A 13,218-nucleotide genomic window follows, 5' to 3' on the forward strand; every position below is an offset into this window, starting at 1 on the left:
GGCGGAGGCAGCGGCGGGGCGGGGCGCTTGCGCGGGCGCCGCGGCGGGAGCAGCGTGCGCGCCCACCGCAAGGCAGGCCCACAGGGCTGCGGTCGAAGCGAATTTCATCAGTGGCGGTGACGTGGCGGTATGTATGGACTCGCCGCCAGCATAACCGATTTTGAGGGCGTTACAGTTCGCCGTCTTCCGCGACCGCTTCCTCGACGGGCGTCATCATGTGGCCCAGCTTGGCGGCCTTGGTGTCCAGGTAGCCGGTGTTGAAGGCATTACGGTTGACGATCAGCGGCACGCGCTCGGTGACGCTGAAGCCCAGCTTTTCCAGCGCGTCGATCTTGCGCGGGTTGTTGGTCATCAGGCGCAAAGCCCGGACCTTGAAGTGTTCGAGCATCGGCTTGACCAGGCCATAGTTGCGCTGGTCCGCGTGGAAGCCCAGCTGCAGGTTGGCCTCGACGGTGTCCGCCCCCGCTTCCTGCAGGCGGTAGGCGCGGATCTTGTTGACCAGCCCAATACCGCGGCCTTCCTGGCGCAGGTAGAGCAGCACGCCGCGGCCTTCGGCGGCGATGCGGCGCAGCGCGCCCTCCAGCTGAGCGCCGCAGTCGCAGCGCTGGGAGAACAGCACGTCCCCGGTGAGGCATTCGGAGTGGACGCGGGCCAGCACCGGCTCACCGTTGGAGATGTCGCCGAGGACCATCGCCAGGTGCTCCTTGCCGGTCGCATGCTCGACGAACGCGTGCAGCGTGAACTGGGCCCAGGGCGTGGGCAGGGCGCACGAGGTGGTGTAGTCGAGGATGTCGTCGGGTACGGCGGGCATGGCGTTATCTCTGCTTTTCTTGCTGGCTGAAGGCGAAAGTTTAGCGGAAATCCGGCCGGCCCGCCGGAGCGCTCCCTCTAGATTAAGGGAGCTTCAGGCGCGCTTACTGGCTGGGGAGGTCGAAAAACAGCAGCTCGGCTGCCTCGGCGTTGGCGATGGTGACCTGCGGTTCGGCCAGCAGCTTGAGGGCGTCACCGCCGCTCAGGCGCACGCCATTGACCTCGGCCGTGCCGCGGATCAGGTGCACATAGCCCAGGCGGCCCGTGGCCAGCGGCTGGGTCAGCGTGTCGCCGGTGTTGAGGATGCTGGCGTAGACGCGGGCGTCCTGATGGATGGTGACGGAGCCTTGGGCACCGTCCGGCGAGGCGATTAGGCGCAGCTGGCCGAGCTTGGTGTCGGTGGCGAAGTGCTTTTCCTCGTAGCTGGGCGCAATGCCCTTCACGTTGGGCGCGATCCAGATCTGCAGAAAATGCACCGGCTCGGCCTTGGAACCGTTGAATTCGCTATGCCGCACGCCACTGCCGGCCGACATGCGCTGCACGTCGCCATAATGCAGGACGGAACCTGTGCCCATGCTGTCCTTGTGCTCCAGGGCGCCATCGAGAACGTAGGAAATGATTTCCATGTCGCGGTGGCCGTGGGTGCCGAAGCCCATCGCCGGGGCCACGCGGTCTTCGTTGATCACCAGCAGCGGGCCGAAGCCGGTGTGCTGGGGATCGTAATAATCTGCAAACGAAAACGAGTGTTTCGATTGCAGCCAGCCGTGGTTGGCGTCGCCGCGTTCTGCACTTTTGCGAATCTGAAGCATGGTATCCTCCGGGGTATTGTTGTGATCTAGATCGATTTATTCGAACTGATGGACGCCAGTATAATCAAGCACTTCCGGTAGACATAACGGAATTTTTCGAACTCTCTGATCGAATTTTTCGAATGCTCAAGCTCAGTCTCGAAGCGCTGCAGATCATGGACGCCATCGACCGGCGCGGCTCCTTTGCCAAGGCCGGGCAGGAGCTGCACAAGGTGCCGTCCACCATTTCCTATGTCGTGAACAAGCTGGAGGACGATCTGCGGGTCGAACTCTTCCTGCGCAACGGCACGCGGGTCGAGCTGACCCCGGCCGGGCGCGAGCTGCTCAAGGAGGGGCGGACCCTGCTGCGGGCGGCGGAAGAGCTCGAATACCGCGTCAAGCGCGTCCAAAGCGGTTGGGAGACCGAGCTCACCCTCTGCCTGGATTCCATGTTCGCCGCCACCGCCTTGGCGCCGGAGATGACGGAGTTCTACGCCGCCGCCCCGCAAACCCGGCTTAGGCTGCTCAACGAGACCCTCAGCGGACCGTGGGAAGCGCTGCTGGACCGCCGCTGCGACCTCCTGATCGGCGTGGCGGGCGACGGCCCGGCAGGCGGCGGCTACGCGGCCCGGCCGATCGGCGAACTGGACTTTGTGTTCGCCGTCTCGCCGCGCCATCCGCTGGCCGCCGTCGAGGGGCCGCTGACGAGCCAGCACCTGCAAGCCCATCGCGCCGTCGCCGTGGCGGACTCCGCCCGCCGCGGCGCGCCGCGCACCGTGGGGCTGCTGCTGGGCCAGGACACCCTGACCGTGCCAACAATGCAACTCAAGTATGAGATGCAGCGCGCCGCCTTCGGCTTTGGCTATTTGCCAGGCCCGACGGCACGGGCGGCCATCGCCAGAGGTGAACTGGTCGAAAAACAGGTGGAAGAGCCGCGCCCGCCGGAGACGTTCTGGGCCGCGTGGCGCACGGGCGAGGAGGGCGCCGGCCTGGCCTGGTGGCGCCAGCGGGCACTGGCGGAGGGCCTGTTCGAGCGCCTGTGCCCGACGCTGCCGGGCCTGTAGTCGCGCCAGAAGCACACTCGGCAGGCCGGAATGTTGGCGCAGGAGAATATTTTCAGAGTAACATAGCCTGACTTAACGTTTCGCCCCGCAATGATGACTTCTTCCCCTCCGGCGCCGCTGGTATATTTCCAGGTTCTCGCAGACCAGCACGGCAAACCGGCGGCGCTCCTGTTCAATATCGACGCGGACGTTACTGCCGCTGGCCTGGCGCCGGTGGCCGGCAGCGACGCGCTGAAGGAGCTCGCGGTGGCCTCACCGGCTTTCTTCCGCCCGGACGTCGATCCATCGGTCGCCGCGCTGCTCACGACCGCCGGCTTGCAGCCCGCCGCCCCCGGCGCCATCGTCCATGAGAACGAACGCCTGGACCGTGAGCGCCTGCCCGCGGGGACCCGCTACGTGGCCGGCACCTGGTACATGGCCGCGCCGCCCAAGGCCACCGGCCCGCAGGCGGCGTCGCGCGCCCTCGCGCTGCAGCTGGTCCAACTGGTCGCCAACGACGCGGACACCCACGAAATCGAAGCCCTGCTGCGCCAGGACCCCACGCTGTCGTATCACCTGCTGCGGCTCGTGAACTCGCTCGGCATGGGCCTGTCACGCCGCATCACCAGCTTCTCGCAGGCGATCCTGATCCTGGGCCGCTCGCAGCTGCGCCGCTGGCTCAATCTGATGCTGTTCGCCGCCAAGCAGGGCGACCCGCGCAGCGCCATGCTGCTCGCGCGCGTGGCCAAGCGTGCGCGCGCCATCGAGCTGCTGGCCCGCGCCGCGGGCCTGGACAAGACGGCGCAGGAGCAGGGTTTCATGACCGGCATGTTCTCTCTGCTTGGCGTGCTGTTTGGGATGCCGCTGTCCGACGTGCTGGCCCCCCTGGCCATCGGCGATGCGGTGCAGGGCGCGCTGCTGCGCGGCGAAGGAGAGCTGGGCGCACTGCTGCAGGCCATCGAGGCCGCGGAGCAGGGCCGTTTCGACGCAACCTCCGCTTTGCTCGCCTCGCTCCAGGTCAGCCATGAAGACTTCAACGCCGCCGTCGTCGACGCCACGCGCTGGATGCTCGACACGGTGCGCGAATCGCAGGGCGGCCATGCGTGACCAGGACCTCGCGCACTGCCTGCAGCTCGTGCGCGAGGCGCGCGAACTCGGTGCGCGTGCGGACTCGCCGGCGCTGACCGAGAAGCTGCGCGCGCTGGAAGCGCATCTCGCCAAGCTCACGCCGGTGGCGCCAGGACCGTCGGTGGGCGCGTTCGACGAATCGCAGGAACCCGTCATCGTGCTCGATACCGCGGGCTATCTCACTGGCTGGAACGCGGGCGCCGAGGCGCTGTTCGGCTACACGCGCGCGGAGGCAGTCGGCCAGCACGTGCTGTTCCTGTACGCCGAAGACGACGACAATGGCGACATCGCGGAGCTGTTCCTGGAAGGCGGCGAAGGCCTGATCGAAGTCCGCCGCCGCAAAAAGAACGGGGAAGTGATCTGGGTGCGCCTGTCGGTGTCGATCCTGCGCGACGACGCGGGCGACCCTTCCGGCATGCTGGTGCACCTGTCCCCGGTGGCCGAACACCTGACGTCCGAGGACAAGCTGCGCCTGCACGCGCGCATCATCGAAGACAGCGACCAGGGGGTGCTGATCACCGATGCCGAAGAGCGCATCGTCTCCATCAACAGCGCCTTCACGCGCATCACCGGCTACTCGCCCGCCGAGGCGATCGGCCGCACGCCCGACCTGCTGCGCTCCGGCGTGCACGACGCCGAATTCCGTGCCCGCGTGCGCGCCGCCATGCAGGGGGCCGGACCGTGGCGCGGCGAGATCGTGGGCAAGCGCAAGAACGGAGAGCTGTTCCCGCAGTCCGTCACCATCTCCGTGGTGCGCGACGGCGACGGCAGGATCACGCACACTTTCTCGATCTTCTCCGACATCAGCGTGCACAAGGACGCCGAGGCGCGCATGCAGCGCATGGCCAACTACGACGCGCTCACCGGCCTGCCCAACCGCAGCCTGCTCAATCACCTGATGAACCAGCGGCTCGCCGAGGCGCGCCGCAACGAGGAATACGGCGCGCTGATGGTGGTGGAGATCAACCGCATCGGCACCATCAGCGACACCTTCGGCCACGAGACCGCGGGCGACCTGATTTGTGAAATCGGCCGCCTGTTCCGCCACGGCCTGCGCGACGCCGACATCCTCGCGCGTATCGACGGCAGCAAGTTCGCGGTGGCGCTGCCGGACATCGGCAAGCGCGAACACGCGGGCATCGTGGCGCAAAAGCTGCTGGCCGCGCTGGGTGCGCCGATTCCGGTCGGCGAACACAGTCTGCAGGTCTCAGCCAATATCGGCATCGCCGTCTACCCCGAGGACAGCATGGACATGCCGTCCCTGATGCGCTTTGCCGACGTGGCGATGGCCAAGGCCGCGCAAGGGACGAGCAGCGGCTTCCTGTTCTACCGCGCCGAGATGGACCAGCGGGCCAAGGAGCAGATGCGGGTCGAGTCCGAACTGCGCACCGCGCTGCGCGAAGGGCAGCTGGAGCTGCACTACCAGCCCAAGGTCAGCCTGCGGTCGGGCCGCATCGTCGGCGCCGAGGCGCTGATCCGCTGGCGTCATCCGGAGCGCGGCATGATTTCGCCGGGCCTGTTCATCCCCGTGGCCGAGGAAACGGGCCTGATCTACGACATCGGCGGCTGGGTGCTGGACGAAGCCTGCCGCCAGGTCGCCGCATGGCGCAACGCCGGGCTGACGGTGCCGCCGGTGGCGGTCAACCTGTCTGCCCGCCAGTTCGATCGCAAGCTGCCTTCGCGCGTGCTGGAGGTGCTGGACCGCCACCGCGTGCTGCCGGAGCAGATTTCGCTGGAGATCACCGAGAGCCTGCTGGTGCGCGGGACGGACAACGTCATCGGCATTATGAACGAGCTGGTGGCGATGGGCCTCGCGCTGGCGCTGGACGATTTCGGCACCGGCTATTCGTCGCTCGCCTACCTCAAGAAATTCCCCATCTCGACCCTCAAGATCGACCGCGCCTTCGTGGTCGGCCTGCCGCACGAGGAGAACGACTGCGCCATCGCGCGCGCCATCGTCACCATGGCGCAGCAGCTGCGCCAGGAGATCGTGGCCGAAGGGGTGGAGACGCCCGAGCAGATGGCCTTCCTGCGCGAGCTGGGATGCGACCAGCTCCAGGGCTGGCTGTTCAGCCCCGCGCTGCCCGCGTCCGAGTATGCGGCGCTGCTGTCCGAGGGGCGGCGGCTGTCCCTGGCGGCCTGACGGTCCGGCGGAAGACCGCGTCCGGCCGGTGTAAAGTCGAGCTTTCGACAGCGCGACGGAGGACACGATGTACGAACGCACGATGGTCGCCGGCTGGGGCGACATGGACTTCAATGCGCACATGCGTAACACCGCCTACATGGACAAGGCGGCCGATATCCGCTTCATGTTTTTCGCCGACCATGGCTTCCCGATGGCCGAGTTCTCGCGCTTGCGGCTCGGGCCTGTGGTGATGAAGGACGAAGTCGAGTACTTCCGCGAGTGCCGCCTGCTCGATGCGCTGGCGGTGCGGATGGAGCTTTCGGGCTTGTCCGAGGACGGTACGCGCATGCGCATCCGGAATGAGATCTACCGCGAGGGCGTGCTGGCGGCGCGCGTCACGTCCACTGCTGGGTGGTTCGATCTCGCCGCGCGCAAGCTCGCTGCGCCGCCGCCCGCGCTGATGGAGGTGCTGCGGGCGATTCCTCGTACGGAGGATTTCGAAGTCCTGCCGGGCAGCGTGCGCGCGGGTGACGCATGAGCGTACGGATCGTGCGGCTTGGTTCGCCCCGCTCTGATGACGAAGGGACGCGGATCGGCACCGTGCGCCGTCCGCCGCGCGGGGTGCGCAAGGAGGACTTCGGCCGGCTGGACTACTACGATGTCTGGTTGCCCATGCTGTCGCCATCGCCCGAACTGGTCGCGCGCGGCCTGCACGCGCAAACGGACAAGGAGTGGGCCGCATTCGAAAAGGGCTACCGCCACGAGATGGCCGCGCCGGACGCCAGCCGCGTGCTGGACACGCTGGCCGCGCTGTCGCATACCGGCCAGTTCTCGGTCGGCTGCTACTGCGAGAATGAGGACCGCTGCCATCGCAGTATCCTGAAGGTGCTGCTGGCCGAGCGTGGAGCTGCGATCGCTCCGTGAGTGATCAGCGGCGCAGGCGGGCCCGCAGCGGATCGAGCAGCGAGCGCAGGTTGTTGTGATCGATCTCGTACATGAGCTCCAGCAGCTGGCCGATCTCCCCGCGCGGGAAGCCTTCACGCGCAAACCAGCCGAGATAATCGCCGGGCAAATCGGCGATGACGCGGCCCTGGTATCGGCCGTAGGGCATCTGGCGGGTGAGGAGCAGTTCGAGGTGTTCGGGTTGCATGGGACGGTGGCACGAAAGCGCATTTGAAGACTGCGCACGCCAATCATTGTACGATGGCGCCATGCCCGATGATCACTTTGACCTCGACCGCTTCGTCGCCGCCCAGGCTCCGGTGTACGCCACCGCGCTGGCCGAGCTGCGCGCGGGGCACAAGCGCACGCACTGGATGTGGTTCGTGTTCCCGCAGATCGCGGGGCTGGGGCGCAGCGCGACTGCGCAATTCTATGCGCTCGGGTCGCTGGCCGAGGCTTGTGCTTACGTTGCCCATCCGGTGCTCGGCGCGCGCCTGCGCGAGTGCGCGCAGGCCGTGCTCGCAGTCGAGGGCCGCAGCGCGCATGCCATCTTCGGTTCCCCCGATGACCTCAAGTTTCATTCATCGATGACGTTGTTCTCTCTGGCGGCGCCCGACGATGCATTGTTCGCGGCCTGCCTCGACAAATATTTTGGCGGCGCCCGCGATGCCGCCACGCTTGACCTCACGGAGTCTGCACGTTGAAGCTGATGCGTACGACCGCTGGCGCCCTCGGGCTGCTGGCGCTGGCCTCCTGCGCCATGGCCCCTTCCGCCGACCGGCCCGCGGCGGAGATCGAACAGTTCGAAGTCCTCAGCCGCAGCACGGCCTTCGACGGCAAGCGCTTCGAGGACGTGGGGCAGTACGAGACCGTGGTCGGCGTCGCGCATGTGCGGGTGAACCCGGCGCACCCGGCCAACCGCATCATCACGGACATCGACAAGGCCACGGGGCCGGACGGGTGGGTGCACTTCAAGACCGACGTGGTGGTGCTGCGCCCGCGCGATGGCGCGCGCGCGTCGCAGGTCATGCTGGTCGATGTGCCGAACCGCGGCAACAAGCTATTCAACTACATGGTCAATGAGGGCCAGGGCCAGCTCGATCATGCGGGAGCGGACGGTGTGGGCTACACCATGCGGCGTGGGTACTCGATGGTGTGGATCGGGTGGCAGGGCGATATCGCGCTGGCGCGCGATGGCCGCACCGTCGGCACGGAGCTGCCGGTGGCGCGGGACGGCGGCCAGCCGATCACCAGCTGGTCGGTCGAAGAGAAGGTGTTCGACGATGTGAAGCCCGTGTCGACGCTGGCGCTGACGTATCCCGCCGTGTCTGGCGAGGCGGAAGGCCATTTGACCGTACGTGCACGTGCCGGCGCGCCGGCCGAGGAAGTGACGGCGTGGCGCTGGCTGACTCCGACCTCCATCGAGATCACGCGCCCGCGCGGCTACGACGCCGGCGCCATCTATGAATTCCGCTACCAGGCGCGCGACCCCAAGGTGATGGGGCTGGGCTTTGCCGCCTTGCGGGATGTGAGCACATGGCTGAAATCCGGGGCTGGCGCTGGGAACCCGCTGGCCGACATCAAGCCGTCCGTGTCGCTGGCGGTGGGCGTGTCGCAGTCCGGCCGCGTACTGCGGGACTTCATCTGGTACGGTTTCAACGCCAACCCGGCGGGCGGCCGCGTGTTCGACGGCGCCATGCCGCTGATCGCCGGCGGCAAGAAGAGCTACACCAACTACCGCTTCGCGCTCCCCGGGCGCAACTCAACGCAGCACAACGAGACGCTCACGCCGGGCGACCAGTTCCCGTTCACCTACGCCGTCACGCGCGACCCGCTGACCGGACGCACCGACGGCATCTTCGCGCGCTGCCAGCAGACGGCGACCTGTCCGCGGCTGATGCACGTGGATAGCAGCACCGAATTCTGGCAGGGCCGCGCGTCGCTGGTGGTGACCGATGGCGCCGGCAAGGACGTAGCGTTGCCGCCCGAGGTGCGGGCCTACCTGATGTCGTCGACCCAGCACGTGTACGCGAAAGAGCCCACGGTCGGCATCTGCAAATACCCCAGCAACACCGCGCAACAGGCGCCGCTGGTGCGTGCACTGGTGGACGACTTGGTCGCGTGGGTGCGGGAAGGCAGCGCACCGCCGCCGACCGCCTACCCGACTTTGAAAGATGTGCGCCTGGCCGCACCGACGCAGGACGCCGTCGGCTTCCCGGTGGTGCGCCCGAACCCGGTCGACTTCCCCCAGGTGGTGAACGGCCTGGCGGTGGTCGACTACAGCGCCGTGCCATGGCGCGCCGACCCCGCGAAGCGCTACCGCGTGCTGGTCCCGATGGTGGACGAGGACGGCCACGACATCGCCGGCGTGCGCCTGCCCGACGTCGCCGTCCCGCTGGCGACGCATACCGGCTGGAACGTCCGCCGCGCCTTGTTCGCCGAGGGCGAACTGTGTGGCCTGAACGGCCTGACCCTCCCGCTGCCCGCGCAAACGACAGCCGGGGACCCACGCCGCCCCCTGTCCCAGCGCTACGCCTCGCGTCTCGACTACGCCAAAGCCATCGCCGCGAGTGCCCGCGACCTGCGTGACCGCGGCCTGCTGCTGCAAGAGGACGTCGACCGCTACATCGACCGCGCCCGCACCGAGCGCCGCCTGCCCTGATCCCCCTCAAACGTGCGCCCCGCCCCCCGCTTGACGCACCTCAAACTGGGGTCAGGCCTGCCTCCCATAGACGCTGCCTGACCCCACATCTTGAACAAACCCAAAATTTCACATTTCACCAACGGACTCAGATAGATGAAACCCGCATGGCCGCAGGCTCCATGTCACAACTGAACAAAATTGGGGTCAGGCCTGCCTTACAGAGGAGGGGTCTGACCCCAAGGTTATCCACAGGTGCCTGACCCCGGTGGCGGGGCTAGGAGCGCTTGGCGCGGGAGCGCTGGCGGGCGGACTTGTTGAGGGTCTTCCAGCGGGCGCGTTCGGCGATGCGGTCGAGCGGAGTGGCGTCGGCGCGGCGGGCTTCGCGCAGCAGCTTGGCGTAGTTGCGCAGGCGGTCTGCGTCGACCACGCCACGCACCGCGCAGCCGGGCTCCGTGGCGTGGGTGCAGTCGCGGAACTGGCAGCCCTCCGCCAACGCGGCGATGTCGTCGAAGCTCGCGGCAATGTCGTCTTTGTCACCGTCCGGCTGCCAGGCGCGCAATCCTGGGGTGTCGATGATGCAGGCGCCACCCGGGCAGCGGTGCAGCGAGCGCGCCGTGGTGGTGTGCCGTCCGCGGTCGTCGCCATGGCGGGTGCCGCCCGTCGCCTGGACGCTGCCAGTCAAGGCGTTCGTCAGCGTGGACTTGCCGACGCCTGATGACCCAAGCAGCACCAGCGTTTGCCCGCGCCGCAGCCAGGGCGCGAGCACGCCATCGTCGTTCTGCTCGGCCGGATGCAGCATCAGCAGCGGCACGCCGGTCGGGATGCGGGCGCGCAGCTGCGCGGCCTTGTCTTCCGCATCTGCGCCGATGTCGGCCTTGGTCAGCACCATTACCGGATCGACTTCGCACGCGCGCACGACGGCGATGTAGCGCTCCATGCGCCGCGGGTTGAGGTCGTTGTCCAGGCCCATGACCAGCAGCGCGGTGTCGACATTGCTGGCCAGCGCCTGCCGGCCGGACATGGTGCGCCGCGCGAGGCGGTTCACCGGTTCCAGCACCTGTGCGATCCAGACCTCGCCCCGGCCATCGCGTTCGGCCAGCACCCAGTCGCCGACCACGGGCGCAGCGGCCAATTGATGCCCCGGACGTGCTTCATATGCATGCGCGCCGTCGTCGAGCGTCAGCCAGTCGCGCTGCACGGCGGTCACGCGCGCGGGGAAGTACTCTTGTGGTGCGGCCGCCAGCGCAGCCGCAAAATGCTGTTGAAACCCGATCGCCTGCAGCGCCGGGAAGTCGATGTGAGTCATGATGGTGTCGGTATCCGTTCAGGTGCGCGCGAGCGCGCGCGGTCCGCGTCGGCAGCGCCGATGCGGGTCGGGAGAGCGGAAGGCCGGACGCGCCAGCGGCGCGGAAGAGGTCAGGCTCGGTGACAGCGGACGCGTGGTCCGCCGGAGGTGAGGGGAACTACTGCGAGGGCTGCAGAAACCCGATGCGCATCAGCGCATCAGCAGAATCGCGAAGGCCATCAGCAGGCCCCCCGTCAGCGTCCCTATCGCCACCATCTGGAGCTGTTTGAGCTCTGCCGCGCGGCGGGCGGCCGGCCGGGCGGCGGTATCAAGCCGTGCGGTTTTGGAGCTATAGTTCATGGTGGCCTCCGTACTGAGGGTGGATGAGATGACCCGAGTCTCGCACCGCGCGCCCCTCGCCGTCAAGGTCCGTGGCCCGCGGCCCTGTGGTATCGTGCCGACAGGAGGCTCCATGACCCAGCTCGCCCGCCTGCGCGGCTTCATTCAAAGCGTCACCCGCCTGCTCGACGATGGCGCGGACGAAGCGCGCATCTTCCGCGATGGCCGCCCGCTGCTCGCGGACCTGGTGCGCCACGACGACTGGCTCCCCGACGCCTACGCGCAGCCGCATCCGGACCATTACCAGCAGTACCTCCTGCACTGCGATCCGCTCGAACGCTTTTCAGTGGTGAGCTTCGTCTGGGGCCCGGGCCAGACCACGCCGGTCCACGACCACACCGTGTGGGGCATGGTCGGCATCCTGCGCGGGGCCGAACTGTGCGAGGAGTTCGACGCCCACGGCCAGCCCGCGGGGCGCCACGAACTGCGCCCCGGACAGGTCGACCTGGTCTCGCCCAATGTCGGCGATGTGCATCGCGTGTCCAACCTGCTCGCCGATGCGGTCTCGGTCAGCATCCACGTGTACGGAGCCAACATCGGCCGCGTGGAGCGCCACGTGTTCCAGCCCGACGGCACGCGCCGTCCGTTCGTCTCGGGCTATGCAAACGAGCTGCTTCCCAACCTGTGGGTATAATCGCGGCTTTTGGCAACATACCAATTCCCACCATGGCCTTTTCCCACGACAGCCTGAGCATGGCCGTCTTCTGCGACTTCGAAAACGTCGCACTCGGCGTGCGCGACGCCAATTACGACAAATTCGATATCAAGCCGGTGCTCGAACGCCTTCTGCTCAAGGGCAGCATCGTGGTCAAGAAGGCCTATTGCGACTGGGAGCGCTACAAGAGCTTCAAGGCGACCATGCACGAGGCGAACTTCGAGATGATCGAGATTCCGCATGTGCGCCAGTCGGGCAAGAACTCGGCGGACATCCGCATGGTGGTGGACGCGCTGGACCTCTGCTACACCAAGTCGCACGTGAACACTTTCGTGATCATTTCGGGCGACTCGGACTTTTCGCCGCTGGTTTCCAAGCTGCGCGAGAACGCGAAGACGGTGATCGGGGTTGGAGTGAAGCAGTCGTCGTCGGACCTGCTGATCGCGAACTGCGACGAATTCATTTTCTACGATGACCTGGCGCGTGAACGCGAACGCCAGAAGCAGGCACGCCGCGCGGCCCAGCCGCAGCAGCAGCCCAAGCGTTCCTCGGACCGGTCGGACGAGCAGAATCGCAAGCGCGAAGAGCAGGAGGCGCGCAAGACGGAGGCCATCGAGCTGGTGGTCGAAACGTTCGAGGCGCTCATTGCGGAGCGCGGCGACAGCGGCAAGATCTGGGCCTCGCTGCTCAAGGACACGCTCAAGCGCCGCAAGCCGGACTTCAACGAGACCTATTACGGGTTCCGCAGCTTCGGCAATCTGATTGAAGAGGCCAAGGCGCGCGGGCTGCTGGAGTTCGGGCGGGACGAGAAATCGGGCGCGTATGTGTACCGCAGCAGTGCGGTGGCCCCGCAGCAGGATGTGATGGTGGCGCAGGACACCGACACCCAAAGCGTGGAGCCGGGCGACGATGCCGCTGGCACGGATGCACGCGGTGACGCCCGTGGCCGCGAACGCGGCGGGCGTGGCCGGGGTGGCCGCCGTGGGCGCGGCGAGCACGATCAGGTGAGCGCTGCGCCGGAGACTGGCGAGGCGTTTGCTGGCGCTGGCGAGACGGTGGAAGATGTGGCCCCGCAGACGCAAGGCGCGTGGTGGGATACCGGCCGCGCAGATGCGGAGTCCGCGGAGCCGTTGTCCGGCGCAGCACAAGGCGGCCGCCAGGAAAGCGATGCGGTGGTGGACGAGGCGTCCAGCGCTGCGGCGTCACCGGCCGATACGGGTGGCGAGCGTCCCAAGCGCGCGCGCAAGCAGCCGGCCCGCGTCGCAAAAGCGGCAGCCAAGGCCGCTGCCGCCGCGGCCGCAGCCGCTGGGGAATCTGGCCCATCTTCCGCAGCAGCTCCTGTCGCGGAGCGCACGCCGGCCGCCGAGCGCACCACGCAGGCCACCGCACCGGCTGCGCC

Annotated in this window: 14 protein-coding genes; 9 read left to right on the plus strand and 5 right to left on the minus strand. The window is 67.6% G+C overall.

The genetic code is table 11. The features are described 5' to 3' along the window. Window positions 1–169 precede the first annotated feature (169 nt). Window positions 170–811: a GTP cyclohydrolase II gene (gene ribA / locus E4L96_RS14475; RefSeq protein ID WP_135207935.1), complete on the minus strand. Its 642-nt coding sequence runs from the start codon at window positions 809–811 to the stop codon at window positions 170–172. Window positions 812–914: 103 nt separating this feature from the next. Next, window positions 915–1,619 carry a pirin family protein gene (locus E4L96_RS14480; protein ID WP_135207936.1) on the minus strand — a complete coding sequence of 235 codons (705 nt, stop codon included), beginning with the start codon at window positions 1,617–1,619 and terminating at the stop codon, window positions 915–917. A 122-nt stretch (window positions 1,620–1,741) separates the two neighbouring features. On the opposite strand from E4L96_RS14480, the gene E4L96_RS14485 reads away from it, so the two are divergent. The 5 genes from E4L96_RS14485 to E4L96_RS14505 all read left to right on the plus strand — a co-directional run bounded on the left by E4L96_RS14485 (window position 1,742) and on the right by E4L96_RS14505 (window position 6,818). Continuing rightward, a complete protein-coding gene (locus E4L96_RS14485) occupies window positions 1,742–2,662 on the plus strand; it encodes a LysR family transcriptional regulator (protein WP_135207937.1) in 921 nt (306 codons plus the stop codon). Window positions 2,663–2,752: 90 nt separating this feature from the next. After that, window positions 2,753–3,748 carry an EAL and HDOD domain-containing protein gene (locus tag E4L96_RS14490; protein ID WP_135207938.1) on the plus strand — a complete coding sequence of 332 codons (996 nt, stop codon included), beginning with the start codon at window positions 2,753–2,755 and terminating at the stop codon, window positions 3,746–3,748. Then, entirely contained in the window at window positions 3,741–5,912 is a 2,172-nt protein-coding gene (locus E4L96_RS14495) for a putative bifunctional diguanylate cyclase/phosphodiesterase (RefSeq protein WP_135207939.1), read from the plus strand. The genes E4L96_RS14490 and E4L96_RS14495 overlap by 8 nt, the downstream gene beginning before the upstream one ends. Window positions 5,913–5,979: 67 nt before the next feature. Next, window positions 5,980–6,432: an acyl-CoA thioesterase gene (locus E4L96_RS14500; RefSeq protein WP_135207940.1), complete on the plus strand. Its 453-nt coding sequence runs from the start codon at window positions 5,980–5,982 to the stop codon at window positions 6,430–6,432. Further along, window positions 6,429–6,818 carry a DUF488 domain-containing protein gene (locus E4L96_RS14505; protein WP_135207941.1) on the plus strand — a complete coding sequence of 130 codons (390 nt, stop codon included), beginning with the start codon at window positions 6,429–6,431 and terminating at the stop codon, window positions 6,816–6,818. Before E4L96_RS14500 ends, E4L96_RS14505 begins: the two co-directional genes overlap by 4 nt. A gap of 4 nt (window positions 6,819–6,822) precedes the next feature. Here the strand turns inward: E4L96_RS14505 and E4L96_RS14510 are convergent, their stop codons facing one another. Further along, window positions 6,823–7,044 (minus strand): DUF3820 family protein, encoded by a 222-nt coding sequence (locus E4L96_RS14510; protein WP_135207942.1) that lies wholly within the window; start codon window positions 7,042–7,044, stop codon window positions 6,823–6,825. Window positions 7,045–7,105: 61 nt separating this feature from the next. Here E4L96_RS14510 and E4L96_RS14515 point away from each other — a divergent pair, with 61 nt between their 5' ends. Both E4L96_RS14515 and E4L96_RS14520 read left to right on the plus strand, forming a co-directional pair. Next, on the plus strand, window positions 7,106–7,540 hold the full coding sequence (locus E4L96_RS14515; protein ID WP_135207943.1) for a DUF1810 domain-containing protein: 435 nt from the start codon (window positions 7,106–7,108) through the stop codon (window positions 7,538–7,540). 5 nt (window positions 7,541–7,545) lie between these two features. Next, window positions 7,546–9,498, plus strand: coding sequence for an alpha/beta hydrolase domain-containing protein (locus tag E4L96_RS14520; protein WP_135207944.1), 1,953 nt, complete (start codon window positions 7,546–7,548; stop codon window positions 9,496–9,498). Window positions 9,499–9,754: 256 nt separating this feature from the next. Here E4L96_RS14520 and rsgA read toward each other — a convergent pair whose 3' ends face one another. Both rsgA and E4L96_RS23755 read right to left on the minus strand, forming a co-directional pair. Beyond that, entirely contained in the window at window positions 9,755–10,786 is a 1,032-nt protein-coding gene (rsgA, locus tag E4L96_RS14525) for a ribosome small subunit-dependent GTPase A (protein ID WP_135207945.1), read from the minus strand. Window positions 10,787–10,975: 189 nt separating this feature from the next. Then, entirely contained in the window at window positions 10,976–11,125 is a 150-nt protein-coding gene (locus tag E4L96_RS23755) for a hypothetical protein (protein WP_167758695.1), read from the minus strand. Window positions 11,126–11,237: 112 nt separating this feature from the next. Here E4L96_RS23755 and E4L96_RS14530 point away from each other — a divergent pair, with 112 nt between their 5' ends. Further along, on the plus strand, window positions 11,238–11,798 hold the full coding sequence (locus E4L96_RS14530) for a cysteine dioxygenase family protein (protein WP_135207946.1): 561 nt from the start codon (window positions 11,238–11,240) through the stop codon (window positions 11,796–11,798). A 32-nt stretch (window positions 11,799–11,830) separates the two neighbouring features. Next, window positions 11,831–13,218: NYN domain-containing protein (locus E4L96_RS23760; RefSeq protein WP_167758696.1), on the plus strand; the 1,388-nt coding region annotated here is incomplete at its 3' end.

This window comes from Zemynaea arenosa (assembly GCF_004614185.1).
GTDB classification, from domain to species: domain Bacteria; phylum Pseudomonadota; class Gammaproteobacteria; order Burkholderiales; family Burkholderiaceae_D; genus Telluria; species Telluria arenosa.

Coding starts and splice junctions, on each gene's coding strand:
- ribA (WP_135207935.1), bottom strand. CDS start 811: ATGCCCGCCGTACCCGACGACATCCTCGACTACACCACCTCGTGCGCC.
- E4L96_RS14480 (WP_135207936.1), bottom strand. CDS start 1,619: ATGCTTCAGATTCGCAAAAGTGCAGAACGCGGCGACGCCAACCACGGC.
- E4L96_RS14485 (WP_135207937.1), top strand. CDS start 1,742: ATGCTCAAGCTCAGTCTCGAAGCGCTGCAGATCATGGACGCCATCGAC.
- E4L96_RS14490 (WP_135207938.1), top strand. CDS start 2,753: ATGATGACTTCTTCCCCTCCGGCGCCGCTGGTATATTTCCAGGTTCTC.
- E4L96_RS14495 (WP_135207939.1), top strand. CDS start 3,741: ATGCGTGACCAGGACCTCGCGCACTGCCTGCAGCTCGTGCGCGAGGCG.
- E4L96_RS14500 (WP_135207940.1), top strand. CDS start 5,980: ATGTACGAACGCACGATGGTCGCCGGCTGGGGCGACATGGACTTCAAT.
- E4L96_RS14505 (WP_135207941.1), top strand. CDS start 6,429: ATGAGCGTACGGATCGTGCGGCTTGGTTCGCCCCGCTCTGATGACGAA.
- E4L96_RS14510 (WP_135207942.1), bottom strand. CDS start 7,044: ATGCAACCCGAACACCTCGAACTGCTCCTCACCCGCCAGATGCCCTAC.
- E4L96_RS14515 (WP_135207943.1), top strand. CDS start 7,106: ATGCCCGATGATCACTTTGACCTCGACCGCTTCGTCGCCGCCCAGGCT.
- E4L96_RS14520 (WP_135207944.1), top strand. CDS start 7,546: ATGCGTACGACCGCTGGCGCCCTCGGGCTGCTGGCGCTGGCCTCCTGC.
- rsgA (WP_135207945.1), bottom strand. CDS start 10,786: ATGACTCACATCGACTTCCCGGCGCTGCAGGCGATCGGGTTTCAACAG.
- E4L96_RS23755 (WP_167758695.1), bottom strand. CDS start 11,125: ATGAACTATAGCTCCAAAACCGCACGGCTTGATACCGCCGCCCGGCCG.
- E4L96_RS14530 (WP_135207946.1), top strand. CDS start 11,238: ATGACCCAGCTCGCCCGCCTGCGCGGCTTCATTCAAAGCGTCACCCGC.